Origin of the sequence: Phenylobacterium sp. (assembly GCF_031360265.1) — a bacterium.
Lineage (GTDB): Bacteria > Pseudomonadota > Alphaproteobacteria > Caulobacterales > Caulobacteraceae > Phenylobacterium.
Genome location: NZ_JANMBF010000053.1, coordinates 1 through 26,172 on the forward strand (window position 1 = coordinate 1; position 26,172 = coordinate 26,172).

Annotated in this window: 26 protein-coding genes and 1 pseudogene; 9 read left to right on the forward strand and 18 right to left on the reverse strand. The window is 68.3% G+C overall.

The window, feature by feature from the left end; all coding sequences use genetic code 11:
• From phaP to RMN86_RS04620, 4 genes are all read left to right on the forward strand, one after another.
• A partial coding sequence (gene phaP / locus RMN86_RS04605; protein ID WP_309604659.1) for a TIGR01841 family phasin occupies positions 1-185 on the forward strand: 185 nt, incomplete at its 5' end.
• Positions 186-287: 102 nt separating this feature from the next.
• Entirely contained in the window at positions 288-749 is a 462-nt protein-coding gene (locus RMN86_RS04610; protein WP_405041308.1) for a RidA family protein, read from the forward strand.
• On the forward strand, positions 746-1,492 hold the full coding sequence (locus RMN86_RS04615) for a glycerophosphodiester phosphodiesterase family protein (protein ID WP_309604661.1): 747 nt from the start codon (positions 746-748) through the stop codon (positions 1,490-1,492). The genes RMN86_RS04610 and RMN86_RS04615 overlap by 4 nt, the downstream gene beginning before the upstream one ends.
• Complete coding sequence (locus RMN86_RS04620) at positions 1,489-2,685, forward strand: GNAT family N-acetyltransferase (RefSeq protein ID WP_309604662.1); 1,197 nt, start codon at positions 1,489-1,491, stop codon at positions 2,683-2,685. Before RMN86_RS04615 ends, RMN86_RS04620 begins: the two co-directional genes overlap by 4 nt.
• 80 nt (positions 2,686-2,765) lie before the next feature.
• Here RMN86_RS04620 and RMN86_RS04625 read toward each other — a convergent pair whose 3' ends face one another.
• Positions 2,766-3,164, reverse strand: a complete 399-nt coding sequence (locus tag RMN86_RS04625; protein WP_309604663.1) for a DUF559 domain-containing protein — start codon at positions 3,162-3,164, stop codon at positions 2,766-2,768.
• A gap of 49 nt (positions 3,165-3,213) precedes the next feature.
• Positions 3,214-3,804, reverse strand: a complete 591-nt coding sequence (locus RMN86_RS04630) for a DUF4287 domain-containing protein (RefSeq protein ID WP_309604664.1) — start codon at positions 3,802-3,804, stop codon at positions 3,214-3,216.
• 51 nt (positions 3,805-3,855) lie between these two features.
• On the opposite strand from RMN86_RS04630, the gene RMN86_RS04635 reads away from it, so the two are divergent.
• On the forward strand, positions 3,856-4,293 hold the full coding sequence (locus RMN86_RS04635; RefSeq protein ID WP_309604665.1) for an HIT family protein: 438 nt from the start codon (positions 3,856-3,858) through the stop codon (positions 4,291-4,293).
• Between the two features lie 60 nt (positions 4,294-4,353).
• Here the strand turns inward: RMN86_RS04635 and clpA are convergent, their stop codons facing one another.
• From clpA to RMN86_RS04665, 6 genes are all read right to left on the reverse strand, one after another.
• Positions 4,354-6,678 carry an ATP-dependent Clp protease ATP-binding subunit ClpA gene (gene clpA, locus RMN86_RS04640; protein ID WP_309604666.1) on the reverse strand — a complete coding sequence of 775 codons (2,325 nt, stop codon included), beginning with the start codon at positions 6,676-6,678 and terminating at the stop codon, positions 4,354-4,356.
• Between the two features lie 6 nt (positions 6,679-6,684).
• Positions 6,685-7,014, reverse strand: coding sequence for an ATP-dependent Clp protease adapter ClpS (clpS, locus tag RMN86_RS04645; protein ID WP_309604667.1), 330 nt, complete (start codon positions 7,012-7,014; stop codon positions 6,685-6,687).
• Between the two features lie 150 nt (positions 7,015-7,164).
• On the reverse strand, positions 7,165-8,436 hold the full coding sequence (locus RMN86_RS04650; RefSeq protein WP_309604668.1) for a DNA polymerase IV: 1,272 nt from the start codon (positions 8,434-8,436) through the stop codon (positions 7,165-7,167).
• Positions 8,433-9,329: an ROK family protein gene (locus RMN86_RS04655; RefSeq protein ID WP_309604683.1), complete on the reverse strand. Its 897-nt coding sequence runs from the start codon at positions 9,327-9,329 to the stop codon at positions 8,433-8,435. Before RMN86_RS04655 ends, RMN86_RS04650 begins: the two co-directional genes overlap by 4 nt.
• Positions 9,330-9,394: 65 nt before the next feature.
• Entirely contained in the window at positions 9,395-9,865 is a 471-nt protein-coding gene (locus RMN86_RS04660) for a hypothetical protein (RefSeq protein ID WP_309604669.1), read from the reverse strand.
• Between the two features lie 49 nt (positions 9,866-9,914).
• Positions 9,915-10,505: a hypothetical protein gene (locus RMN86_RS04665; protein WP_309604670.1), complete on the reverse strand. Its 591-nt coding sequence runs from the start codon at positions 10,503-10,505 to the stop codon at positions 9,915-9,917.
• Between the two features lie 187 nt (positions 10,506-10,692).
• Here RMN86_RS04665 and RMN86_RS04670 point away from each other — a divergent pair, with 187 nt between their 5' ends.
• Both RMN86_RS04670 and RMN86_RS04675 read left to right on the forward strand, forming a co-directional pair.
• Positions 10,693-11,058 (forward strand): response regulator, encoded by a 366-nt coding sequence (locus tag RMN86_RS04670; protein WP_309604671.1) that lies wholly within the window; start codon positions 10,693-10,695, stop codon positions 11,056-11,058.
• 5 nt (positions 11,059-11,063) lie between these two features.
• The gene (locus RMN86_RS04675; protein WP_309604672.1) at positions 11,064-12,431 is read left to right on the forward strand and encodes a PleD family two-component system response regulator; all 1,368 of its coding nucleotides are present in this window, start codon (positions 11,064-11,066) and stop codon (positions 12,429-12,431) included.
• Here RMN86_RS04675 and RMN86_RS04680 read toward each other — a convergent pair.
• From RMN86_RS04680 to RMN86_RS04690, 3 genes are all read right to left on the reverse strand, one after another.
• Positions 12,428-13,174, reverse strand: coding sequence for a phytanoyl-CoA dioxygenase family protein (locus RMN86_RS04680; RefSeq protein ID WP_309604673.1), 747 nt, complete (start codon positions 13,172-13,174; stop codon positions 12,428-12,430). The two genes, RMN86_RS04675 and RMN86_RS04680, sit on opposite strands and share 4 nt — an antisense overlap.
• A 78-nt stretch (positions 13,175-13,252) precedes the next feature.
• A complete protein-coding gene (gene rpmG / locus RMN86_RS04685) occupies positions 13,253-13,420 on the reverse strand; it encodes a 50S ribosomal protein L33 (RefSeq protein ID WP_215340033.1) in 168 nt (55 codons plus the stop codon).
• Between the two features lie 105 nt (positions 13,421-13,525).
• Positions 13,526-14,245, reverse strand: coding sequence for an NUDIX hydrolase (locus tag RMN86_RS04690; RefSeq protein WP_309604674.1), 720 nt, complete (start codon positions 14,243-14,245; stop codon positions 13,526-13,528).
• 95 nt (positions 14,246-14,340) lie between these two features.
• Here RMN86_RS04690 and RMN86_RS04695 point away from each other — a divergent pair, with 95 nt between their 5' ends.
• A complete protein-coding gene (locus tag RMN86_RS04695; protein WP_309604675.1) occupies positions 14,341-14,976 on the forward strand; it encodes a TMEM175 family protein in 636 nt (211 codons plus the stop codon).
• A gap of 158 nt (positions 14,977-15,134) precedes the next feature.
• On the opposite strand, the gene rnr is transcribed toward RMN86_RS04695, so the two are convergent.
• From rnr to plsY, 6 genes and pseudogenes are all read right to left on the reverse strand, one after another.
• Positions 15,135-17,543, reverse strand: a complete 2,409-nt coding sequence (gene rnr, locus RMN86_RS04700) for a ribonuclease R (protein ID WP_309604676.1) — start codon at positions 17,541-17,543, stop codon at positions 15,135-15,137.
• A 158-nt stretch (positions 17,544-17,701) separates the two neighbouring features.
• The gene (locus RMN86_RS04705) at positions 17,702-18,502 is read right to left on the reverse strand and encodes an alpha/beta hydrolase (protein WP_309604677.1); all 801 of its coding nucleotides are present in this window, start codon (positions 18,500-18,502) and stop codon (positions 17,702-17,704) included.
• Between the two features lie 41 nt (positions 18,503-18,543).
• Complete coding sequence (gene topA / locus RMN86_RS04710) at positions 18,544-21,156, reverse strand: type I DNA topoisomerase (protein ID WP_309604678.1); 2,613 nt, start codon at positions 21,154-21,156, stop codon at positions 18,544-18,546.
• 191 nt (positions 21,157-21,347) lie between these two features.
• On the reverse strand, positions 21,348-21,632 hold the full coding sequence (locus RMN86_RS04715) for a hypothetical protein (protein WP_309604679.1): 285 nt from the start codon (positions 21,630-21,632) through the stop codon (positions 21,348-21,350).
• Positions 21,633-21,718: 86 nt separating this feature from the next.
• A complete protein-coding gene (gene dprA / locus RMN86_RS04720; RefSeq protein ID WP_309604680.1) occupies positions 21,719-22,807 on the reverse strand; it encodes a DNA-processing protein DprA in 1,089 nt (362 codons plus the stop codon).
• Between the two features lie 101 nt (positions 22,808-22,908).
• Positions 22,909-23,538: pseudogene (gene plsY / locus RMN86_RS04725) on the reverse strand (glycerol-3-phosphate 1-O-acyltransferase PlsY); the annotation flags it as partial.
• Between the two features lie 214 nt (positions 23,539-23,752).
• Between plsY and RMN86_RS04730 the strand changes: the two are divergent.
• On the forward strand, positions 23,753-25,465 hold the full coding sequence (locus RMN86_RS04730; protein ID WP_309604681.1) for a class I adenylate-forming enzyme family protein: 1,713 nt from the start codon (positions 23,753-23,755) through the stop codon (positions 25,463-25,465).
• Positions 25,466-25,476: 11 nt separating this feature from the next.
• Here the strand turns inward: RMN86_RS04730 and RMN86_RS04735 are convergent.
• Positions 25,477-26,172: amidohydrolase family protein (locus RMN86_RS04735; protein ID WP_309604682.1), on the reverse strand; the 696-nt coding region annotated here is incomplete at its 5' end.

Below are 26,172 nucleotides of genomic sequence, written 5' to 3' on the forward strand. Positions count from 1 at the left end.
CCTCGGCCAAGAGCGTGCAGGAAGTCGTCGAGCTGCAGACCTCCTTCGCCAAGTCGGCGCTGGAGACCTACATGGCCGAGATGGGCCGCATGTCCGAAACCGTCTCCGCCTCGGTAAAGGACAGCATGAAGCCGCTGAACGAGCGCATGACCGCCATGGTCGAGCGCCTGCAGGCCGCCCGCTAAGTTTCTATCCCGCGTACGGCCTTCGGGCCGATGGGCGTCAAGGCCCGGAGCAGCGATGCTCCGGGCCTTTTCTCGTAAGGAGGTCGGGGTTAGAGGTTGCGGATGTCCAACGTCGAAGATCGCCTGGCCGCCGCGGGCGTCGTCCTGCCGCAGCCGAACCCGCCCGTCGCCAACTACGTCCCGTTCGTGCGGGTCGGCGGGCTTGTCCACATCTCTGGCCAGGTGTCGATCGACGCCTCGGGAGGGATCAAGGGGGTGGTCGGCGAGGACGTCGACGCCGAGACCGCGCGGCGCGCGGCGCGGCTGTGCGGCGTCAATCTGCTCGCCCAGTTGCGCGCCGCCTGCGACGGCGACCTCGACCGGGTGGCCCGCGTGGTCAAGCTGGGGGGTTTCGTCCAGGTCGCCGCCGGATTCTTCGAGATTCCCCAGGTGGTGAACGGGTGCTCCGACCTGATGGTCGTGGCGTTCGGCGACCTGGGTCGCCACGCGCGCTCGGCGGTAGGCGTCTATCGCCTGCCGATGAATTTCACCGTGGAGGTCGATGCGGTGGTGGCGATCTCGTGAACCCCGGTTTCGGCGAGGCCTGGGAGCGACTCTTCCATCCGCCGGTGGCGCATCGCGGACTGTGGGCCGCTGACGGAGCGCCGGAAAATTCCCTGGCCGCCTTCCAGGCCGCCTGCGCCGCCGGCTACAGCATCGAGCTGGACGTCCAGCTATCCGCGGATGGCGAGGCGATGGTGTTCCACGACGACGACCTGGAACGGATGACCGGGGTCGCGGGAAAACTTCGCGACAGGACCGCCGCCGACCTCTCCGCCCTGCGCCTCAAGGGCTCGGATGAACGCATTCCGACCCTGTTGGAAACCCTGGCTCTGGTCGGCCATCGCGCCATGGTCCACGTCGAGTTGAAGACGCCCTACGGTCAGGTGGGGCCGCTCGAGCAGCGCACCCACGACGTGCTGATCGACCACAGCGGGCCGGTGTGTGTGATCGGCTTCAATCCCTATTCCCACGCCTGGTTCGCCGAACGATTTCCGGGCGTGCTGCGGGGCCTCGACAGCTATTCCTACCGGCGCGCGCCGCAGATGACCGAGGCGCAGCGCGCGAGCTTCGCCGACCTCGAACACGTCTCGATCGCCCAGCCGCACTTCCTGGCGCTTGGCCTCGACATGCTGCCCAGCCCCCGAGCGGCGCACTATCGCGCGAAGGGCATGCCGATCGTCGCCTGGACTGTGCGTGAGCTGGCGCAGTGGGAAGCCGTTCGCGCCGGTTGCGACAACCTGATCTTCGAGGGCTTTACGCCTTGAAGGAAACTCGGGTCGCGACGCTGAAGCCGGCCGTCAGGGTCTGTCGACGGGTCTCCGAGGTCGGTCGCGATGCCTGGAACGCCTGCGCCGGAAACCCAGCTTACGCCGGTAACCCTTTCATTCTCTATGATTTCCTGGATGCCCTCGAGCAGTCGAACTGCGCTACCGAGCGAACCGGTTGGGGGCCCCAGCACCTGACGGTGGAGGATATTCACGGCCAAGTCGCCGCCGTCATGCCGCTCTACGTGAAGTCCCACAGCCAGGGGGAATATATCTTCGATCACGCCTGGGCCGACGCCTATGAGCGGGCAGGGGGACGCTACTATCCCAAGCTGCTCTGCGCGGCGCCGTTCACACCGGCCACCGGCGCGCGCCTGCTGGTCAGGCCGGACATCGATTCCGAGGAAGCGCGCCGGTTCCTGCTGGGCGGCGCCCTGACGCTTTGCGAGCGCCAGGGCGCCTCGTCATTTCACGTGAACTTTCCCACCGCCGAGGAGTGGTGCTGGATGGGTGAACAGGGCCTGGCGCTGCGCGAAGGCCAGCAATACCACTGGGAAAATCGCGGCTACGCGACCTTCGACGACTTCCTGGCCGCGCTCTCCTCGGGGCGTCGCAAGACCATCCGGCGCGAACGGCGCGACGCCGCCTGCGGGATTGAGATCCTCTGCCTCACCGGCGCGGACCTGACCGAGGATCACTGGGACGCCTTCTTCGGCTTCTACATGGACACCGGATCGCGAAAATGGGGCCAGCCCTATCTGTCACGCGCGTTCTTCTCGATGCTGGGCGAGCGGATGGCCGACCGGGTGCTGTTGATCATGGCCCGGCGTCCAGATGGCCCAGGGGGCGGGCGCTGGATCGCCGGCGCGCTCAACCTCATCGGCGACGACTGCCTCTACGGCCGCAACTGGGGCTGCGCCGAGGACGTGCCGTTCCTGCATTTCGAGCTCTGCTACTATCGAGCGATCGAATGGGCAATCGGCCAAGGCCTGGCCCGGGTCGAGGCCGGAGCGCAAGGCCAGCACAAGATCGCCCGGGGTTACCTGCCCAGGCCGGTCTATTCCGCCCACTATATCGCCGATCCGGCCCTGCGCGGCCCGGTCGAACGCTTCGTCGCCCAGGAACGCGCCGGCGTCGAACAGGAGATGGAGTGGCTGTCGGACGAATATTCCCCGTTCAAGCAGGGGGACTGAGTCTTCCTTTCCCACAAAGTGGGAGAGGGGGACCGCCCGCCGCAGAGCGGGTGGTGGAGAGGGCAAGCCTCAGGCTCGACCTACTGCCGCATTGCGATCAGTTCCAACGCTCCCAAGATCACCGCATCGGCCACGCCGCCAAGACCCTGATAGACCGCGCCAGCCCCGATCCTCAGCACAAAGATTCCACGTCCCGCCAGCCAAGCGTCCCGCGCCTCGTCCTTGGCGCGTTTCTCCTCGCTCCAATGCGTGGCCCCATCGATCTCGACCGCGAGGCGGGCTGCGGGACAGTAAAAATCGAAGATCATCGAATCATAGGCGAATTGGCGTCGGAAAATCGGCTGGCCGCGCCCGCGTCCCTTGAGGCGAGACCACAGCATGGTCTCCGGCTCGGTCATGGCCTTTCGGAGAGCCCGGGCGCGCTTGACGATCTTCAGCGATGCGTTGGAGTCCATGCGGTGGCTCGCCCTCTCCACCATCGGCTCTACGGCCGATGGTCCCCCTCTCCCGCTGCGCGGGAAAGGAACTTCATGAGCGCTCCCAGGCCTGTTGGAGCAGCGCCCTGATCGAGGCGTCTACCTCAGCCGGGACGCCCAGCAGCACCTTTGCCCTCAGTCGCTCCGACCATCCTTCGGCCTTCGGCTCGGCCAGACTCGGGTCAGCGTCGGGCGTCACCGCCAAACCGAGAACGGCCCCGCCGCTCTTCGCGGGCTTGATCGCGGCGAATTGGAATTCGCGGGAGAAGGCGGTGAACGCCTTCCGCTGGGCGGCCACCAGGCCCGGATAGTCGGCGACGGCGGCTTCGACCGCCTCCAGGATCGCCCGAGACCGGGCGTCCGCCCAAAGGGTTCCGCGCAGGTCGTCGGGCTTGTCCCACATGGCGGTCGCGGGGAAGGCGCGGGCGAGCACGATGCTGGCGCGGTTGGTGCCCAGTCCGTGGTGCTCCTTCAGCCAGGCCTTGCGGGCGTTGGGTCTGGTCTCCTGGCAGGTGCGGGCGATGGCGACCCATTCGTCGACGGTCTTGCCGGTCTCGCGCGCCATGCTCTCAAGGACCGAGGCGAACCACTTCTCCTGGCGTTCGGTCATGCTGGCCGGCTTGGCCGCGGGCGCCTCAGTCATTCCACCCTCCGAGCGGATTTGATAGGCCTGCGCGAACGCAGGAGCGACGCCATGAGCTTGGACGGGACCTACGACAACGGCAACATCTTCGCCAAGATCCTGCGCGGGAAAATCCCGGCGGCTCGGGTGTTCGAGGACGACCACGTCCTGGCCTTCATGGACGCCTTCCCCCAGGCCCTGGGCCACACCCTGGTGATCCCCAAGCACTCGACGGCGCGGAACCTGCTGGACGAATCGCCCGAGAGGCTGTCGCCCCTGATCCTTGGCGTCCAGCGCGTGGCACGCGCTGTCCGTGCGGCGCTCATCCCCGATGGCCTGACAGTCACGCAGTTCAACGGGGCGACGGCGGGGCAGACCGTGTTCCACCTGCACGTCCACATCATCCCGCGGTGGGAAGGCGTCCCTCTGGCCCGCCACGCCGGGGGCGGCATGGCCAATCCCGCGGAGCTCAAGGCTCTGGCCGACCGGATTGCCGCGAAGATCAGCTGACCCCAACGCAAAGAGCCCGAGCTTGCGCCCGGGCTCTTCCGCTTCCGGCACGGAAGACGATCAGTCGACCGGCAGCGCCTCGGCGATGTCCGCTGGAGTCTCGATGATCGGCGCGCCGCGTTCGCGGTCGTCGCCCTCGATGTCGAAGGCCAGCTTGCCGTCGCGCAGCACCACCTTGACGTGGCCACCCTTGACCAGCTTGCCGAACAGGATCTCGTCGGCGAGCGGCTTCTTGATATGCTCCTGGATGACCCGACCGAGGGGGCGGGCGCCATAGAGTTCGTCGAAACCGTTCTTGGCCAGCCAGTCGGCGGCGTCGTCGGTGGTCTCGATGGTCACGTGGCGGTCGGCCAGCTGGGCCTCAAGCTGCATGATGAACTTCTGGACGACCTGCTTGATGATCTCCGGCGTCAGCGACTTGAACGCCACCACCGCGTCGAGGCGGTTGCGGAATTCCGGCGTGAACACCCGCTTGATCGCTTCCTCGGCCTCGTCGTCCTGCTTGCCGCGGCCAAAGCCGATGGAATTGCGCTGGGCGTCGGAGGCGCCGGCGTTGGTGGTCATGATCAGGACCACGTTGCGGAAGTCGATCTTCTTGCCGTTGGAGTCGGTCAGCGACCCATGATCCATGACCTGCAGCAGAATGTTGTAGACGTCGGGGTGCGCCTTCTCGATCTCGTCGAGCAGGACCACGGCGTGCGGATGCTGGTCCACGGCGTCGGTCAGCAAGCCGCCCTGGTCAAAGCCCACGTAGCCGGGCGGCGCCCCGATGAGGCGGCTGACGGTATGGCGCTCCATATATTCGCTCATGTCGAAGCGCAGGAGCTCGATGCCCAGCGTCGAGGCGAGCTGGCGCGCGGTCTCCGTCTTGCCGGTGCCGGTGGGGCCACTGAACAGATAGCAGCCGATCGGCTTGCCCGGATCGCGCAGGCCGGCGCGGGCCATCTTCATGGCCGACGACAGCTGGTCGATGGCGTCGTCCTGGCCATAGACCGCGCGTTTCAGGTCTGTCTCGAGCTGCTTCAGCGCCTCGGTGTCGGTCTTCGACACCGACTTGGGCGGTATGCGGGCGATCTTGGCGACGACCGCTTCGACTTCCTTGATGCCGATGATCTTTTTGCGCTTGCCTTCGGGCAGCAGCATCTGGCTGGCCCCGGCCTCATCGATGATGTCGATGGCCTTGTCCGGCAGCTTGCGGTCGTTGATGTACTTGGCCGACAGCTCCACCGCCGCCTTGATGGCGTCGTTGGTGTAGCGGAGCTTGTGGAACTCCTCGTAGTAGATCTTCAGGCCCTTCAGGATCTTGATCGTGTCGTCGATGGTCGGTTCGTTGATATCGATCTTCTGGAACCGACGGACCAGCGCACGGTCCTTCTCGAAGTGCTGGCGAAACTCCTTGTAGGTCGTCGAGCCCATGCACCGCAGCGAGCCTGAGGCCAGCGCCGGCTTCAGCAGGTTGGAAGCGTCCATGGCCCCGCCGCTGGTCGCGCCAGCGCCGATCACCGTGTGGATCTCGTCGATGAACAGGATCGCGTCGGGGTGGTTCTCCAGTTCCTTGACGACCTGTTTCACCCGCTCCTCGAAGTCGCCGCGATAGCGCGTGCCCGCCAGCAGCGCGCCCATGTCCAGCGAGAAGATGGTCGAGCCGGACAGCACCTCGGGAACCTGGTGGTTGATGATCTTGCGGGCCAGGCCCTCGGCGATGGCGGTCTTGCCCACGCCGGGGTCGCCGACCAGCAGCGGATTGTTCTTGGTCCGCCGGCAAAGGATCTGGATGCAGCGTTCGACCTCGCTGGAGCGGCCGATCAGCGGATCGACCTTACCCTGCTTGGCCTTCTCGTTGAGGTTGACGCAATAGGCTTCCAGCGCCTCGCCGCCGGTCTTGACGGTGGGCTTGTCCTCTTCCTCGGAGGCGCCCTTCACCGGCTTGGTCTCCGTCGCGCCGGCCTTCTTGGCGATACCGTGGGCGATGTAGTTGACCGCGTCGTAGCGGGTCATGTCCTGCTCCTGCAGGAAGTAGGCGGCGTGGCTCTCGCGTTCGGAGAAGATCGCCACCAGCACATTGGCTCCGGTGACCTCTTCGCGACCCGAAGACTGCACATGGATCACCGCGCGCTGGATCACCCGCTGGAAGCCGGCGGTGGGCTTGGCGTCCTCGCCGTCATCAACCACCAGCGAGCGCAGCTCGGTGTCGACATAGTTGGTGAGTGTGGTGCGAAGTGCGCCCAGTTCCACCTCGCAGGCCCGCATCACGCCGGCCGCGTCCTCATCGTCGATGAGCGACAACAGCAGGTGCTCCAGCGTGGCGTACTCGTGCTTACGCTGATTGGCGTAGGCGACTGCGCGATGCAGGGACTCTTCGAGAGGTCGCGAAAATGAAGGCAAAGGCCCTTAATCCTTTTCCATGGTGCACTGCAGCGGGTGTTGGTGCCGCCGCGCCGTATCAACAACCTGGGCCACTTTTGTTTCCGCCACCTCGTAGGTGAACACGCCGCAGACCCCCACGCCATGCTGATGGACGTGGAGCATTATGCGAGTCGCATCTTCGCGCGACTTATTGAAGAATTGCTCAAGCACATAGACAACGAACTCCATCGGCGTGTAGTCGTCATTCAAGATCAGCACCCGATACATCGAGGGCTTTTGGGTCTTTGGCTTGGTCTGGGTGACCACCGACGACCGGATGCCGGTGTCCTGATCGCCCATCTTACGTTCGGCCATCTAAGCCTGTCTCCTGCCGGCGCCGCCGCATCGCCGTCCTGCGATTAGATATGCAAACGCGACCCATATGGAAGGGTCGAATCGTCACGGGCGCCGCCGAAACGACCAACTGTGCGAATTTGGTCAGGGGTCAGGCCGCACTTTTTCCGCTCAATCGTCGCGCACCTGGGCCTTGGCGCGAAAGCTGCGGCCCGAGATCACCGCGCCGGCGCCGAATCTCGCCCGGATCGCATCCAGAGTCTTCTCGCCGGCCAGCGCCCGGCGTTCGTCGCCGGCAAAGAAGTCGCGCCCCGCCGCGTCGGACTCCACAAGATCGGCGATGCCGATTCCGATCAGCCGATAGGCACGGCCCGTGGCTTCCCTGGCCAGCAGGTCGCGACCGACGGCGAACAGGGTCTTGCCGGTCTGAGTCGCCACCGGCAGGGTGCGACGGCGGGTGACGATGCGGAAATCGGCTGTCCTGAGCTTCAGCGTCACGACCCGCCCGGCGAGGCCGCTGGCGCGAGCCTGGCGGCCGACCTTCTCGCTCAATTGCGCCAGCACGTCTTCCAGGTCGCCAAGCGCGCTCAGGTCTTCATTGAAGGTGGTCTCCGCGCTGATTCCCTTTCGCACTTCGCCTGGATTGACCGCGCGGCGGTCGCGGCCGTGGGCCAGGGCGGACAGCCGCAGGCCATGGGCGCCATAGCGCTGGACCAGGTCCTTGGGGTCGGCGCGGGCCAGGTCGCCGACGGTGGAAAAGCCGCCCCTCTCCAGGCTGGCCGCCATGGCCGGGCCGACGCCGGGCAGGATTCTGAGCGGGCGCGGCACCAGAAAGGCCTGCGCCTCGTCGCCGATCACCGAGAAACCACGCGGCTTGTCGAGGTCGGAGGCCACCTTGGCCAGGAACTTGTTGATCGCCAGGCCAATGGACACGGTCAGCCCCGTCTGCGCCTCGATTCGCGCCTGCAGTTTCGCCAGGGTGACGGCGGGCGGGGCGCCGTGCAGGCGTTCCGTGCCCGACAGATCCATCCAGGCCTCGTCAAGCGACAGGTTCTGGATCAGCGGCGTCAGTTCGCCGGCCATGCCCAGAATGCGTTGGCTCTCCGCGCGGTACTTGGCGAACTCCGGAGGGATGACGACGGCCTCCGGGCAAAGCTTCAGGGCCTTGAACATCGGCATGGCTGAGCGGACGCCGCTGACGCGGGCGATGTAGCAGCAGGTGGTCACCACGCCGCGCCGTCCGCCGCCGACGATGACCGGCAGGTCCCGCAGTTCCGGCCGATCGCGCTTCTCGACCGAGGCATAGAAGGCGTCGCAGTCCATATGGGCGATGGAAAGCTCGCCCAGCTGTTCGTGCGTCACGATGCGCGGTGAGGCGCAGGCCGGACAGCGGCGGGGGGCCGCCTCGCCTTGCCAGAAACAGTCGCGGCACAGGGCCTTCACGGGCCCGGCTCCGGCCAAAGCCAGGCCGCGCCGCGTACGCCAGACGAATCGCCGTGGACCGCCTTGCGCACCGGGGTCGTGAAGACGTCGGAGAAGGCGTAGCCGGAGATGGCCGCCGGCAGCCGTTCGTAGAGCCCTTCGATATTGGACATGCCGCCCCCCAGAACGATCACGTCAGGGTCCAGGATGTCGGCGATCACCGCCAGGCCGCGCGCCAGGCGGTCAGTGTAGCGGTCGAGGGAGGCGACCGCGCTGGGCTCGCCCGCCAGGGCGGCGGTGGCGATGGCGGCGCCTGTCTGGCCCGTCCCATGGTCGCGGGCAAAGCCGGTGCCTGAGATCCAGGACTCCAGACAGTTGCGCCGGCCGCAGAAGCAGGCGGGACCCGGCAGTTCGTCCGGGGTCGGCCAGGGCAGGGGCGTATGACCCCACTCCCCGGCAATGGCGTTGCGGCCCTCCAGCACCCGACGGCCCACCGTCAGGCCCGCGCCGCAGCCGGTGCCGATGATCACGCCGAAGACCACGTAGGCGTCGGCGCCCGCGCCATCGACCGCCTCCGACAGGACGAAGCAATTGGCGTCGTTGGCCAGTCGGATCGGGCGGCCGAGCACCCGTTCCAGGTCGACCTGCAGGGGCCGGTCGTTCAGATGCGTAGTGTTGGCGTTGCGGATCAGGCCGCTGGCCGGCGACGGCGAACCTGGGATTCCGACGCCAAGGCTGGCGCCCGTCACCCCCGCCAGGCGTTCGACCTCGGCGACGAGGTCCCCCACGGCCGTCAGGCTGGCGTCATAGCTGCCCGGCGACGCCGTCCGGGCGCGGGCCAGAACCTGGCCCCCGGCGTCAAGAGCCGCCGCCTCGATCTTGGTCCCGCCGAAGTCCACGCCGATGCGGATCATGGCGTCACTCATAGCCGATCTGCGCGCCGATCATCAGGTCCGCAACGCCGCCGGCGGGGCGAGGGTCAGGCGGGCACGCCGGCCTTGCTGAGATTCAACTTCGGAATCGCCGCGCGGAAGGCGCCGGCGGTCTTGGCCTTGTCGCGCGCCAGCTCCGCCCAGGCGACCGCGAAGCCCGTCGGCGTGCGTGGCCCATTGGTGGCGGCGGCGAAGCGCGCTGGTCGGCCCCGCAGCGCGGTCGCGAGCTGAGCCCAAAGCTCGAGATCGTCCGACGGCGGCTCGGCGGCGGCATCCAATCTGCGTGGCGCGCCTCGGACCAGCGGTGCGGAGCTGAGGATCTCCACCGACAGGCCGGCCGGCGCGCCCTTCAGGGCCTCGGTGAGGCCCGCCAGCGCGATCCGCTCCGGCGATCCCGTCCGCTCGCCCCCGGCGGCCCCCGAGAGCGCCCGGCCCTCGGCCAGCACGAAAGCCCAGCCGCCGGTGCGGAACGCGGCATTGTGCGAGATTTCGATCCAGATGCGGATGAGGTCGGCCATGCGGCAGTGCCTATCACTGGCCACACACGATGCGCCACCAGCGTCAGGCTCAACCGGCGCGGACCACCGCCTCGATCGCCGCGCCAAGCTCGGCCCAGTCGTCGATTCGCCGATGCCTGTCGGATCGCGGAGCCAGCGGGCGTAGACGCAGGTCCGCGACGTGCTGGAAGGTCGCGGTCCCTGGCGCGTGTTCGGCGACCGAATCGAGGTTCGAGAGCAGGTCGTCGACAAAGGCCGTGGGGCCCGCGCTCTGCGCCACCAGGCCGGCCGTGATCGGGCCCTTGGGTCCGGAGGACAGGATCAGCGCCTCGGGAAGTCCATGGCGCGCCAGCCACTGGCCGCGCAATCGCTCGGCCTGAGCCGGGGCGTTGGACAGGATCAGGATTTCCGCATGCGGCCTGAGGCGTCGCAACGCCTCCACCGCGCCCGGCGCCGGCTCCATCTCGTGGCAGCGGGTGCTGAAGAAGTCGTCGAACAGCCGCCGCCCTTCGCTGAGCTCCAGATGCTCCGTGGCGCCGGGCCGGAACAGATTCTGGAATAGCGCGAACCGGTCGAGGCGCAATTCATAGCCGTGCTCGCTGACGAAGGCCCCAAAGCCTTCCATGAACAGGCCCAGCACCTCGTCGACGTCGACGATCACCAAGGGGCGATCCCGTCGTAACCCCAGGCTGGCCAAGGCGGGCGCCGCCGGGCGGGCGAGGGGGGGCGGGTCGGCCAAGGCGACTCCTTCAGCTAACGAAGTTTAAGGATATCCATGGGATGAACATGGTCAGTGGTGGGGGAGTCCGCGGTGGCGGGCCGTCCTCGAAAACAGAGCCGGAACCTGAATGGCCAAGAAGGTCCTCATCGTCGAGGATAACGAGCTGAACATGAAGCTTTTTCATGATCTGCTCGATGCCCAAGGCTACGAGACCCTGCAGACGCGCGAGGGGCTCCAGGCGCTCGCCTTGGCGCGTGAGCACCGGCCGGACCTGATCCTCATGGATATCCAGCTTCCCGAGATCTCGGGCCTGGAGGTCACCAAGTGGCTGAAGGAGGACGAGGAGCTGGCCGGCATCCCGGTGGTCGCCGTCACCGCCTTCGCCATGAAGGGCGACGAGGAGCGGATTCGCGAGGGCGGCTGCGAGGCCTATATCTCCAAGCCGATCTCCGTCTCGCACTTCCTTGACACCATCAAGCGCCTGATGGGCTGAACCCGATGTCCGCGCGTATCCTGGTGGTCGATGACATCGAGGCGAACGTGCGCCTGCTGCAAGCCAAGCTCGAAGCGGAATATTACGAGGTGTTCAGCGCCCCGGATGGACCCACCGCTCTGGTCCTGGCCGTCTCCGAGAAGCCTGACATCGTGGTGCTGGACGTGATGATGCCGCTGATGGATGGCTTCACCGTTTGCCGCCGGCTCAAGGAAAATCCCGAGACACGGCACATTCCGGTGGTGCTGCTGACCGCGCTGGACGGCCGGGTCGACCGGGTGGCCGGACTGGAGGCCGGGGCTGACGAATTCCTCACCAAGCCCATCGACGACATGATGCTGTTTGCCCGGGTGCGCAGCCTGACGCGCCTGAAATCGGTGATCGACGAGTTGCGCGAGCGTGAAGCCTCCGGTCGACGGATGGGAGTGATCGCCGGCGTGGCGTCACGGCTGGATGGTTCGGGCGGGCGGATCCTGATCGTCGACGACAACGAGCGGCAGGCCCAGCGGGTCAGCAGTGAACTGTCACTCAGCCATCGACCTGTGGTCGAGACCCGGCCCGATACCGCCCTGATCGCGGCGCGCGGCCCCGTGGACCTCGTCATCGTCAACGCCGCGGCCAGGAGCTTCGATGGCCTGCGCTTCGCCGCCCAGGTGCGGTCCGACGAGGCGACCCGCTCGCTGCCGATCCTGGCCATCGTCGATTTCGACGAACGGCCAAGGCTGGTCAAGGCTCTGGAAATCGGGGTCAACGACGTGCTGCCCCGCCCCATCGACCCGCAAGAACTGTCGGCGCGGGTGAAAACCCAGATCCGGCGCAAGCGCTACACCGACTACCTGCGCGACAACCTTGACCAGTCGCTGGAGCTGGCGGTCACCGATCAGCTTACCGGCCTGCACAACCGCCGCTACATGGAGAGCCAGCTGGACGCCCTGGTCCGTCGCGCCGTGGTCGGCGGCGGGGATCCGGTGGCCCTGCTGGTGATCGACATCGACCACTTCAAACAAGTGAACGACAGCTTTGGCCACGGGGTCGGCGACGAAGTGCTGCGCGAATTCGCCGTGCGACTGGCCTCGAATGTGCGCGCCATCGACCTGGCCGTGCGCTTCGGCGGCGAGGAGTTCGTGGTGGTCATGCCGGAAACCGAGCTGGCCCACGCCCACCGCATCGCCGAGCGCATCCGCCGCCAGGTGGCCGGCTCGCCGTTCCGCGTGCTGGGCGGCGAGGAACTGCTGACCGTGACCATCTCCATCGGCGTCGCCGCCAGCCTGGGCGAGGGCGATACGCCCGAAACGCTGATCCGCCGCGCCGATGAGGCCATGTACGAAGCCAAGGACCGCGGCCGCAACCGCGTAATCGCCAAGGCCGCCTAGGTCCGTCCGTAGGCGAACTGGGTCAGCATCATCCTTGGGGTCGCCCGTGTGTTGGGCATCGGCGCATGCATCATCAGCGGATGCATCACGATAGCGTCGCCGGGCTCGCCAAGCATCTCGCAGACCCGCAAGGCTACGCCCTCCAGCTCCGCCCCTTCGCGCATGAAGCGCCGCATGCGGTCTTCACCCGTGGGGCGCGAGGTCAGCGCTGCGAACCAGGGTGATCGCGCGGCCAGCGCCTTGCGCGCCTGAGCTGAGGGCAGGGCGCGGCCGGCCGCGTCCGCCAGGGCCTGGACCAGGCGGTGAGAGCCGGCGATGTAACCGGTGCCGCCCCCGCCCGGCCGCGACGGCGCCAGAAAGACAAACAGCCGCGCCAGCCTTGGGTCAGTGGGCCGCGCGCCCAGGTCCACGTGCCAGTGCTCGTGGGGCACGTCCCACCGGGCCTCGCCGGTGTGGAAACTGACCAGGGGTAGCCCCCAGTGATCCGGTTCTTCCCAGTCTCCCAGGATCTCGTCGAAAACGGCGCGGACCATCGGGCTGGCCATGGCGTCGAACTCACCCGTGCGCGAGGAGAGTTTCGCAGGGCGGGTCTCCGACTTGGGCCGCGCCTCGATCTTGCGCCAGAGTGTGGCGGCCATGGCCTCCGCATCCTGAGGCGGAACCGCGCCTGGCAGGCGCAGCGCGCCCTCGCGGCGGTATTCTTCGAGCAGGTCGGGGGTGAGGACTTCACGAGCCTTCGTCATTGGTACGCCTGTGCCTGAAACGAAAAACGCCCGGGGCTGACCCGGGCGTTTTCTTGGCAAATCCGTGGTTTGAGAAGGTTACTTGATCTTGCCTTCTTTGAATTCCACGTGCTTGCGCACGACCGGGTCGTACTTCTTCATGACCAGCTTGTCGGTCTTGGTGCGGGCGTTCTTCTTGGTGACGTAGAAGAAGCCGGTGTCCGCCGAGGAGTTCAGGCGGATCTTGATGGAGGCGGGCTTCGCCATGGCAGGTCCTTACGGGCAGGCAGGCGGAAGCCGCCGGCAGGTGTTCGAAGAGTCGCGGAAAATACGAATCCGCCGGCATAAGTCAATGGCGCGCCGATCTCGGCGCTAAAGCTGCATGGGCCGCATGGCGCGGTCCTTGTAGCGCAGGAACGGCTTTGGCCGTCCGGGATCGTCCATCCGCAGCACCGCTTCCTTGAGCATCATCCGGGTGACGGTGGGCAGCGGCAGCGCCTGGGCCTCTTCGAACTCCACCCAGGCGATCTCCTCCAGCTCGCCGCAGTCGGGTTGGCGGTCCAGACTCATTAGGTGTTCGGCGTCGGCCAGCAGGAACCAGGTGTCGAACCGTTTGCCGACGCTGGGCGGGGTGATGGCGCGCGCGACGATATCCAGCGCTGCCAGGTCGGCCAGCGCGCCCTGGGCGGTAAAATCTCGCCAGGGGCCGGAGGCGGGGCGAACGGGGGCAGGCTGGGCCAGCAACAGGCCGGTCTCTTCCCAGGTCTCGCGCACGGCGGCCAGCGCCAGCGCCCGACCCCGGCCCGCCGGCAGATAGGCGTCGAAGAGAGCCGCCACGGCAGGCTTCATCTCGGTGGCCGACGGGGCGCGATAGTCGGCTCGGTCGATACGCCCGCCGGGGAACACCCAGCGGTCGGGCATGAAGCTGTGGCCGCCGTGGCGCCTGCCCATCAGCACTCGGGGCATGGGTCCGTCACGACGGATGATCATCACCGTGGCGGCGTTTTTCGGCCGCACGGCGCGCGCGCCGGGGACCCGTGGCGGGCCTTCGGGCTTGCGGAACTGGGATTCAGGCGCGTCGGCTTGGCTCATCAAACAACTGTATGACCGCCGGACCGTCAGAGGGAAGGGCGCCTTTGCGGAAGGCGGGGCGCGCGGCAGTATGTCTCGCCATGCAGGGGGAGCGAATGGACGAGCATCAAGAGGGTCTGAACGAGCGGTCGCTGCACCGCATGCTGTTCTTCACCGACGCGGTGTTCGCCATCGTGCTGACCCTGCTGGTCCTGGAGCTGCGCCCGCCGGGCGAGGGGGGACCAGAGCATGCGGCGGACGTTGTCCCGCTCAGCGGGCCTCTGTTCGCCTTCGTGCTCAGCTTCCTGATCATTTCGATCTTCTGGATCGCGCATATGGCGACGACCCGGCGGCTGATTCGGTTCGACTGGCCGACCACTGTCGCCAATCTGGTCTTCCTGTTCCCGATCTGCCTGATCCCGTTCGTCTCCGCCTGGGTCGGCGGCGCGGCGATGGGACCGCAGGGGTGGAGCGTCTACTGCCTGGCGCTGATCGCGACGTCGCTGGCCAATGTGGTCCTGGTGTTCGTGCAGAGCCGGGATGGGGGCCGGCTGATGGCTGGCGGCGTCACGCTGCGCGAACGCCTCTACCGGATGGGCCGGGCTGCCAGTCCGGGGCTGGCCTTCGCCGTGGGACTGGCGGGGGCGCTCGCCGACGAGGTGAGAGTGTCGCAGTACTGCTGGGTGCTGATCCCGGTGTTCTTCGCCGCTTTCCGGCTCCTGAAGCCGAAGCGAGAGCCGAAACCCGCCTAGTGTCCCGATTCCGAAGTTCGCGGGCGCCTGAGGCCGGTGCGGACGAACTTCGGAATCGATGAGGACACTAGCAAGTGTTTGTTTTCTAGTGTGCTTCTTGGATCTGAAGTTCGCTCAGAGCCTGATCCTTCAAGAAGGCGAACGTCAGATCCAGCACACTAGCGGCGCGGGCCGCCCTTCTTGCCGGTGCGGATGTTCTTCGGTCGGCCCTGCGGCCCGCGCTGCGGCCCCTTGAAGGGCGTCTGGCCGGGCCGCCGGTCGTTGCGCGCGCGCATGCCCAGGCGAGGACGCGGCGCGTTGGGGTCGGCCGCGGCGGGCTCGCTCAACATCTCGAACAGCAGGCCCCCGGTGATCGGCGTGGCCTCGGCGAGCTTGACCTGCACCCGCATGCCCAGCGGCCAGCGCGCGCCGGTGCGCTCGCCGACCAGGGCGTGGGCGCGGTCGTCGTGGACGAAGTATTCGCTTCCCAGCTTGGAGACCGGGCACAGGCCGTCGGCGCCGGTCTCGTCCAGCCGCACGAACAGGCCAAAGCGGGTGACCCCGGTGATCCGACCCGCGAACTCCGCGCCCACGCGGTCGGCCAGGAAGGCGGCCACATAGCGGTCGGTGGCGTCGCGCTCGGCGGCCATGGCCCGACGCTCGGCGAAGGTGATGCTCTCCGCGGTGTCTTTCATTTTCGAGATGTCACGGTCCGAGAGACCGCCGGCGCCGAGGCCCAGGGCGCCGATCAGGCCCCGATGCACGATCAGGTCGGCGTAGCGGCGGATCGGGGAGGTGAAATGGGCGTATTTCGACAGATTGAGCCCGAAGTGGCCGATGTTCTCGGTGGAATAGATCGCCTGCATCTGGGTGCGCAGCACCACCTCGTTGACGATCTCGGCGTTGGGAGTCTCCCGCGTGTCGGCGAGCAGCTTGTTGAAGCGGAAGGTCGCGGGCGCCTCGCCCTTTGACCAGGCGATCTCCAGCGTCTGCAGGAAATCGACCAGCGCCTGGACCTTCTCAAGGCTCGGCGTGTCGTGGATCCGGTAGATCAGGGCGATACGTTTGCCTTCGAGCGTCTCGGCGGCCGAGACATTGGCCTGGATCATCATCTCCTCGATCAGCTTGTGGGCTTCGAGGGAGGCGCGGGGCGTGATCGAGGCGATCTCGCCGGCCGGGTTGATGACAATCCGCCGTTCGGCGCTTTCGATGGCCAGGGGCGAGCGGACGTTTCGGCCCTTCAGCAGCACGGCATAGGCGGCGTAGAGCGGCTGGATGATGGTCGCGACAATCGGACCGGTCTTATCGTCTGGGGTGCCGTCGGCGGCGGCCTGGGCCTGCTCATAGGAGAGCTTGGCCGCCGAACGCATCAGGCCGCGGACGAACCTGTGGCTGCGCTTGCGCCCATCCGCGCCGAACACCATCCGCACCGCCAGGCAGGCGCGGTTCTCGCCTTCGCGCAGGGAACAGAGGCCATTGGACAGCACCTCGGGCAGCATCGGCTCGACACGGTCGGGGAAATAGACGCTGTTGGCCTTCTCGCGCGCCGTCTCGTCGAGCGCGGAGTTCGGGCGCACGTAGGCCGCCACGTCGGCGATGGCCACCCAGACGATCCAGCCGCCGGGGTTCTTCGGGTCCGTATCCGGCTCGGCATAGACTGCGTCGTCGTGGTCGCGGGCGTCGGCCGGGTCGATGGTGATGAACGGGACGTCGCGCAGGTCCTCGCGGCCGGCAAGCGTCGGGGCCTGCGCGGCGGCGGCTTCGGCTTCGGCGGCGGCGGAGAAGCCGGTGGGGATGCCGTGGGCGTGGATGGCGATCAGCGAGGCGGCGCGGGGTTCGTCCTCGCGGCCGATCACCTCCACCAGCTTGCCGCGCTTGGGGCCGAAGCGGGTCTCCGCGGTCGTCGCCTGGGCCAGCACCAGGTCGCCGTCACGCAGGCTGTGGGCCTGTGGATCGGTGAGCAGCAGGCTGTCCTTCGAGCGGCGGTCCACCGGCTCGACGCGGACCTCGTGCCGCGATTTGCGGATCACGCCCAGCACGCGCTGGCCGCCGGCCCCCAGGGACTTGATCACGCGCGCCTCGTGCTCGCCGCTCTCCAGCTTGACGAAGCGCACCAGCAGCCGGTCGCCGATGCCTGGCGCGGGACCGCTGTCGCCCTTGCGGTCCGGGGCCAGGGCGACCAGGGGGGCGTCGTCGCCCTTGGTCAGCTTCACGAACAGGTCGCCGTCGTTGTCGCGCTCGATCACATCGACGACGCCGACTTCTGGCAGGGCGCCGGCCTCGGCGAAGCCGCGGCGTCCGCGGCGGCCCAGCGCGCCCTCGGCCTCCAGGGTCTGGAGCATCTGACGCAGAGCGCGGCGCTCCTCGCCCTTCAGGCCGAAGTGCTGGGCAATGGCCGCCTTGTCGGTTTCGGCGCTCTCGCGAACGTAGGTCAGCAGGGTGTCGCGATCGGGAATCCCGCGCGGCGGCCGGGGTGCGGCCTTCGGGGTCGGCTTGGCGGAGGGGGGCGCCGCCGGAGAATGGCCGACAGGTTTGCCGGCGGGGTTGTTCTGGAATCGGGAGCCCTTGGGGGCGCGGGTCTTTGGCATAGGGGGTGCTTAGCACCTTTCGTTGGGTGTCTTGAGTGTCGGGTGAAGGGGGGCGCGAAACCCGGCGGCGACCCCGTCTATCCGGGGCGTTCGCACTCGGCGCGACCTCTGGGGCCGACGCTGCGCAGCCGCGATATAGGGCCTGCGGCTTCCGAAAGCTAGGCCTGCGTCAGAAACGCTGCCATGGCCGGAGCCGCGGTGCGGTCCTGGATCAGGAACATGTGCCCGCCCTCGAACCACTGCAGCGTTGCGCCGGGGATCCGCGCGGCCATCTTCTCCTGCGTGGTTGGCAGCGCGATCCCGTCGTAGCGGCCGGCGGCGATCATCACCGGACAGGCGATGGCCGGCAGCCGGTCCCAGGTGTCGTGCGTGGCGCGCGCCTCGAGCTGGCGCCGCGCGCCCATGGCGTGACCCGGCTCGTCGGCGAAAGAGTCCGCCGCGCCCATGGCGACGAACAGGGCGTACTGGTCGGGATGCGCCTTGGCCCAGGCGTCGTCGCGGCGGGTGTCGGAGATCGGGATCATGTGGCGGGCGCGAGCCTCACCCCTCAGGTGGTCGATCTCATGGAACGGGAAGGAAGCCCCACCGGCCCCGCCTGGCGAGGTGCAGGCCAGCACCAGGCGCGTCACGCGGGCTGGGTGACGGATCGCCAGTTCCTGGGCCACCATCCCGCCAAACGAGGCCCCGATCACCAGGGCCTCGTTCCAGCCCTGGCTCTGGATCATGGCCGCGGCGTCATCGGCATAGTCGGCCATTGAATAGGCCACGTCGGGCTTTTCTGACCGACCGAGTCCGCGCTGGTCGTAGGCCAGGATGTCGAACGCTTTCGCCAGGGGCCCGTCGAACACGTTGGGCTTGTTTCGCAGATCGCCGCCCGTCCCGGAGATGAACAACAGCCGAGGCCCGGACCCGGCGCGCTCGAAAAAGAGGTCGACGCCATTGGCGTGTGCGACGGGCATGCAAGTTCCCCAACACCCGCCTTCGCGGGGATGACCGTAGTTTAGGCTGAGGCCTTGGCCTTATTCGCCGCCGCCTTCTTCTTCGCGGGCGCCTTGGCCGTCGCCGCCTTCGGCGCGGCCTTGGCCTTGGCCTTCGCCGTCCGCGCAGGCTTCTTTTTGCCGCCGCCGCCCTTGGCCGCCCGTTCGGCCAGCAGCAGAACGGCCTGCTCCATCGTCACTGCCGCCGGATCGGTCCCGCGGGGTACGTTGGCGTTGGTCGCCCCGTGCTTGATATAGGGGCCATAGCGACCGGAGAGCACGCGGACCGGGGCGCCGTCGCCGGGATGCGCGCCCAGGTCCTTCAGCGCCGTGGCCTCGCCGCGCCGACCCGCGCCGCCGGCGCGTTTCTCGGCCAGCAGGGTGACGGCCCGGTTCAGGCCGACCTCGAACACCTCGTCCGCGCCTGACAGGTTGGCATAGGTCCCGGCGTGCAGCACGAAGGGCCCGAAGCGGCCGATGCCGGCCAGGATCGGCTGGCTGTCTTCCGGGTGCAGGCCCACCTCGCGCGGCAGGCGCAAGAGGCGCAGGCCTTTTTCCAGGTCCATGTCCGGCGCCGACCAGCCTTTTGGCAGGCTTGAGCGCTTTGGTTTTTCCCCATCGCCCAGCTGCACATAGGCTCCAAACCGGCCAGACTTCAGGAACACGATCAGGCCCGTGTCGGGATCCGTGCCCAGCTCGCGGTCGCCGGAAGGCGTCTCGCCGTCGTCCGCCTGGCCGATCGGGCGCGTGAAGCGGCATTCCGGATAGTTGGAACAGCCGACGAAGGGGCCAAACCGGCTGGTCTTCATGCTCAGGTGGCCGGCGCCGCAGGTCGGGCAGGTGCGCGGGTCGGACCCGTCGGCCTTCGCCGGATAGAGGAAGGGCGCCAAGGCCGCATCGAGGTCGTCCAGCACCCGGCGCGTGGTGAGACCCAGGATCTCCTCGGTCTTCGGGTGGAAGTCCTTCCAGAATTCCCGCAGCAACACCTTCCAGTCGAGCTCGCCGGCCGAGACCTTGTCGAGCTTCTCCTCCAGGTCCGCCGTGAAATCGTACTCGACGTAGCGGAGGAAGAATTCCTCCAGGAACACCGTCACCAGCCGGCCCTTGTCCTCTGGAATGAACCGGTTCTTGTCCATCCGCACATACTCACGGTCGCGCAGCACGGTCAGCACCGAGGCGTAGGTCGAGGGCCGGCCAATGCCGAGTTCCTCCATCTTCTTGACCAGGCTGGCTTCCGAATAGCGCGGCGGCGGATCGGTGAAATGCTGGTCGGCGCGGGTGGCGATCACCTTGGCGGCGGCGCCTTGGGTCACCGCCGGCAGCTTGCTGACCGCCTCGTCATCGGCATCGTCGCGGCCTTCCTCATAGACCGCCAGATAGCCGTCGAAGAGCGTCACGTCGCCGGAGGCGCGCAACGCCGTCTGGCCGTCGGCGCTGTCGAGGTCGATGGTGGTCCGCTCGATCCGGGCGCTCTCCATCTGCGAGGCGATCATCCGCTTCCAGATCAGCTCGTATAGCCGCCCGAGGTCGGGATCGAGGCGAAGTTTGCCGGGGTTGCGCGCCAGGCTGGTCGGGCGGATCGCCTCGTGGGCTTCCTGGGCGTTCTTGGCCTTGGTGGCGTAGATCCGCGCCTTCTCCGGCACATAGTCGCGACCATAGAGCCCGCCGATGACGCTGCGGGCTTCGTCCAGCGCCTCGGGGGCGGTCTGCACGCCGTCGGTCCGCATATAGGTGATCAGGCCGACGGTCTCGCCGCCAATGTCGATGCCCTCATAGAGCCGCTGGGCGGCCTGCATGGTTCGCTGCGCGTTGAAGCCCAGCTTGCGGCTGGCCTCCTGCTGCAGGGTCGATGTGGTGAAGGGCGGCGGCGGCGAGCGGCGCGCGGGTTTCTTCTCGACCGCGGTGATGGTGAAGGTCGCGGCCTTCACCGCGTCACGGGCGGCGAACGCGGCGGTCTCGCCGCCCAGGTCGAACTTGGCGAGCCGCTTGCCCAGGTGCTTGGTCAGGCGGGCGAGAAACGGGTCGCCGCCGGCCGAGACGTCGGCCTCTACGGTCCAGTACTCCTGGGTGCGGAACTTCTCGATCTCGATCTCGCGGTCGACCACCAGCCGCAGCGCCACCGATTGCACGCGGCCGGCCGAGCGTGAGCCCGGCAGCTTGCGCCAGAGCACCGGCGACAGGGTGAAGCCCACCAGATAGTCCAGGGCGCGGCGCGCCAGGTAGGCGTCCACCAGCTCCATGTCGATGTCGCGAGGGGCCTTCATGGCCTCGGTGACGGCGCTCTTGGTGATGGCGTTGAAGGTCACCCGCTGGACGGTCACGCCGGCCAGCGCGCCCTTTTTGCGCTTGAGCACTTCCAGCACGTGCCAGGAGATGGCCTCGCCCTCGCGGTCGGGGTCGGTGGCCAGGATCAGCTTGTCACAGCCCCGCGTCGCCTCGGCGATTTCGTTCAGCCGCTTGGCGGACTTGGCGTCCACCTCCCAGCTCATGTCGAAGTCGTCGTCCGGCCGCACCGAGCCGTCCTTGGCCGGCAGGTCGCGGACGTGGCCGTAGGAGGCCAGCACCTTGTAGTCAGGGCCGAGGTATTTGTTGATGGGCTTGGCCTTGCCCGGGCTCTCGACGACGACAATGTTCATGCGGGCGGGGTCTGTCGTTCCATGGCTAGGCGCCCGGCGCGGCCGGGTCGCTTGAAGGACGCGGAAAGTGGGGGCGGCCCCTAGCCCCTGTCAACGGCCCTTGAAGGCGCTTTGCGCGGAGCCCCCTAAAGGGGCTCTTTTTTCGCCATGCCGCACGAGGGGATCAGCCGTCAAGCCGCCGGTCCGCCCGATCAGCCCGCGGGCGGACGCCGCGCGGCCATCATCTTGGCCATGGCCTCCTTGCAGGGCGCGCCGACCTTCGCGGCGTTGTCGCGCAGGCACATCATCGCCTCGCGGCCCATCTTGCCGTCGCAGAGCGTCTTGACGTCCGCCGCGCAGGCCTGGCGCATGGCCTGCCGCGCCGCCATCATTTCCGGCGAGGGGCCGCCGGACCCGCCCGGCTCGGCGGCGGGCTGGGCAACCGCCGAGCCGGCTATCGCCAGCGCGGCCAGGGTGATCGCGATCCTGAGCTTCATAGAAGGTCTCCGACGTGTCGTGGGTCCTCATGTCGGACCCGGTCCCAGCCAGGAGTATTTCGCGGGCTTGCGGTGAATTTGCGGCCTCAACCGGTCGCGACCATCCCGCCCGGCAACAGCTCGCAGCGGCCGGCCCGCGCCAGGTCGACCCGCGCGGCGTAAACCTGCGGCCCGGGGGCGCCGGTGGCGCGGACGATCTCGTCGCGGGAGACCGGGGTGGGCGAGAGCAGGGCGGCCACCGCGGCCCGCAGCCGGTCGTCGGGATCGGGCGCGGGGGCTCCGACATAGCCGCTACGCTCCGGCTCGCGGAAGCCGCGTAGGCCCTCCAGCGCGCGCAGCACGTCCTCGGCGCCTTCGCACAGCGCCGCGCCTTGGCGGATCAGGTCGTTGGTCCCCTTGGCGCGCGGATCCAGCGGCGAGCCCGGCACCGCCAGCACCTCGCGCCCCTGCTCGGCGGCCAGCCGCGCGGTGATCAGCGAGCCGGAGCGCAACTCGGCCTCGACCACCACCACGGCCCGCGACAGGCCGGAGATGATCCGGTTGCGGCGTGGGAAGTCGCGCGCCACCGCCGCGCGGCCAGGCTCGCTCTCGGACACCACGCAGCCGGTCTCGGCGATGCGCCGATATAGCCCGCTGTGTTCCGGCGGATAGACGTCGTCCACGCCGCCGCCTAGCACCGCCACCGTGCCGGTGGGCAGGGCGCCCTCATGCGCCGCGGCGTCGATCCCGCGCGCCAGGCCCGAGACCACCACCAGCCCGCCCTGGCCGAGTTCCGACGCCAGCCCGCGCGCGAACCGTTGTCCCGCCGCCGAGGCCACCCGGGCGCCGACGATGGCGACGCAAGGGCGGTCCAGCAGTTCGACTCGTCCACGCGCCCAGATCAGCGGCGGTGGCGGGTCCAGCGCGGCCAGCGCCTGGGGAAACTCGGGCTCGCAGGCCGCGATCAGCCGCGCGCCCAGCGCCGCGCCGTCGGCCAGTTCCTTGTCGATGGCCGCCTCGCTGGCGAGCTTCAGGCCGGACCGGCCGCCCTGGCGGGCCAGGTCGGGCAGGGCGGCCAGCGCCTTCCCCGCCGTCCCAAACCGCCGCAGCAACTGGTCGAAGGTGACCGGGCCGACGTTCTCGGTCCGCGCCAGGCGCAGCCAGTCGCGCCGCTGGGCGCCGGAGAGTTCGCTCATGCTTTCGTCGGGCCGCTCTTGTCGTCGCCGTAGTAGTCGGCCTGGCTTTCAAGCTTCGGCCCGCCGTTATGGCCGAGATTGTCTGCCGCCGACCCATCCGTCTTCGATCCGCCGATGCGTGGCTCTTCGCCCGCCAACAGGCGCCGGATGTTGGCCGCGTGGCGGAGGAAGACCAGAAGAGCCATGCCTGCGGACAGGATCGTCACCGGGAGAGGTCGGTGAAACAGCAGCGCTGAATAGATGACGCCGAGCGCCACGGCCGCGAGCGCCGCCAGCGAGGAAAAGCGGAACAGGACCGCCATGGCGATCCAGGTCGCGCCGGCGAGCAGGCCGACCGGCCAGGCCGCGGCGATCAGGGTCCCAAAGAAGGTCGCCACGCCCTTGCCGCCCCTGAAGCCGAGCCAGACCGGATACAGATGGCCCACAAAGGCTGCGCCGCCCGCGATCGCTGTCAGTGTGGCCTGCGCCTCGTCGCCGACGTTGCGCGTCGCCAGCCAGGCGATCAGCACGGCGACCGCGCCCTTGCCGCCGTCGCCCAACAAGGTCAGCGCCGCCAGTCCCCGCCGGCCGCTGCGCAATACGTTGGTCGCCCCGATATTGCCCGAGCCGATGGCCCGAGGGTCGCCGGCGCCGGCCGCCTTCATGACGACCACGCCGAACGGGATCGAGCCCAGAAGGTAGCCGCCGATCAGGGCGGCGGCGATCTGGATGCTGGTCAGGTTTTCGAACATGGACGCGCCCTCGCACCGGAATCGTAGCGCCTGGGCGTCGGCGGCGAAAGCGGCGTTGCGTTGGCGGGCTCGCCGACCCTCTCGTGATGCGACGGCGAGAATTTTGCTCCGGCGCCGAGGCCATGGGCTTCCTTTGCAGGCCTCCCATCGCCTAAGTGGCCGATCAAGCGGCCACAAGAGCCGGGATGAAACGCACAACCACGGCAGGGCCAGGATGCATTACGCGGAACTCAATCAGGCATGGGCCGATCTCACCGCGCCGGGCGCGCCGTTCGAGATCACTGAGATCGAGGTGCGGGGTGCGCGCCTCAAGGCGTTCCGCCACGCCCCGCCCAGCGTGCGGGCGCTGTGGCTATCCACCGCCGCCTTCTCCGAGCGCGACTATCTGGTCTATGGCGACGAGCGGATGACCTATGCCGAGGCTCACCGCCAGGTCGCCAGCGTCGCCAACTGGATGATCAGCCTAGGCGTCGCGCCCGGAGATCGCATCGCCATCGCCATGCGCAACTATCCGGAATGGATGCTGATCTATTGGGCCGCGACGTGCATCGGCGTCGCCGTGGTCGGCATGAACGCCTGGTGGACCGCGACCGAGATGGCCTATGGCCTGGGCGACGCCCAGCCCAAGGTGCTGTTCGCCGACGCCGAGCGGATCGCCCGCCTGGCCGAACAGCCGCAGATTCTGGGCCACGCGCTGCTGGTCGCCGTCCGCGCCGACAATGCGCCCGCCGGTTCGGTTCCTTGGGTCGACGTGGTCGCCCATGGCGGAGACCTGCCCCAGGTCGAGGTCGATCCCGACGCCGACGCCTGCATCTTCTACACCTCCGGCACGACGGGTTTTCCCAAGGGCGCCCAGCTCACCCATCGGGGATGCATCTCCAACCTGTTCAACATGATCTTCTCCGGCCAGGTCCAGGCTCTGGCGACCGCCAGGGCGACCGCCAGGGCGACCGGTGTCGCGATCGATCCGACCGCGCCGCCGCCGATTCCCGTGACGCTGATCACCACGCCCTTGTTCCACGTTACCGCCAACAACTGCGCGGCCTATGCCACCACCGCGGCCGGCGGCAAGATGGTCCTGATGTACCGCTGGGACGCCACAGAGGCTCTGGAGATGATCCAGCGCGAGCGGGTCAGCGGGGTCAGCGGCGTGCCGGTCATGGCCCGGGAACTGGTCACCCACCCGAACTTCGGCGACTACGACACATCCAGCCTGCTCAGCGTCGGCGGCGGCGGGGCGCAGCTGCAGCCGGACCTGGTGGCCAAGATCGACGCGACCGTCTCCACTGCCCGGCCCAACACCGGCTACGGCATGACCGAGACCTGCGGCATCATCACCGCGGTGGCCGGCGACTTCTTCGTCGACAAGCCGGCGAGCTGCGGCCGGGCCATGCCCACCTTCGACGTGCGCATCGTCGGCGAGGCCGGAGAGGCCCTGCCGCCGGGCCAGCCGGGCGAGCTGTGGGTCAAGGGCGCGCCGGTGATCAAGGGCTACATCAATCGCCCGGACGCGACGGCGGAGTCCATCACCGACGGCTGGCTGCACACCGGCGACGTGGCCTACGTTGACGAGGACCAGTTCATCTTCCTGGTCGACCGCAAGAAGGACATGGTCCTGCGCGGCGGCGAGAACATCTACTGCGCCGAGGTCGAGGCGGTGCTGCACCAGCACGACGGCGTCGCCGAGTGCAGCGTCTTCGGCGTCGCCGACGACCGCCTGGGCGAGGAGGTCGGCGTGGCGGTGGTGATGCGGCCGGGCCAGGCGGTGACGGCCGAGGCGCTGCGCGAGCACTGCGCGGCGCTCACCGCCCGCCACAAGATCCCCCGCTACATCTGGATCCTCGATACGCCCCTGCCACGCAACGCCAGCGGCAAGTTCCTGCGCCGTGAACTGCGCGACAGCCTGAAGACCCAAGAGGCCCGGTAGCCGCGCGACCCTCAGCCTCCGAACACCGTCCGCCCATCCACCACCGTCCGCAGCACCTTGCCCTGCAGACGGCGGCCGTCGAACGGCGAGTTCTTCGACTTGGAGATCAGCTGGTCGGCGTCGATGATCAGCGGCGCGTTCAGATCGCAGAGCACCAGGTCGGCCGGAGCCCCCTTGGCCAGCCGGCCGGACGCCAGGCCCAGCAGGCCGGCCGGCGCGCAGGTCACCGTGCGGATCAGGTCGATCAGCGGGATGCGGCCCTCGTGATGAAAGGTCAGCAGCGCGGGCAGCAGGGTCTGCAACCCCACAGCGCCGGGCGCGGCCTCGTCATAGGGCAGCCGCTTGTCCTCGGCGGGCGCCGGCGCATGGGCCGAGACGACGATCTGGATCAGGCCCGAGGCCACGGCCTCGATCACCGCCTGGCGGTCGTCCTCGCTGCGCAGCGGCGGGTCGAGCTTGCAGAAGGTGCGGTAGTCGCCGATGTCGATCTCGTTGAACGACAGGTGGTTGATCGAGGTGGTGGCGGTGACCGGCAGGCCCTTGTCCCGCCCGCGCCGAAAGCTCTCCAGGGCGTCGGCGGTGGTCAGCTGGTCGACCAGCAGCCGGGCCCCGGTCAGCTCCACCAGCGCCAGGTCCCGCTCCAGCATAATCTTCTCGGCGATCGCCGGCACGCCGGGCAGGCCCATGCGCGAGGCGAACTCGCCCTC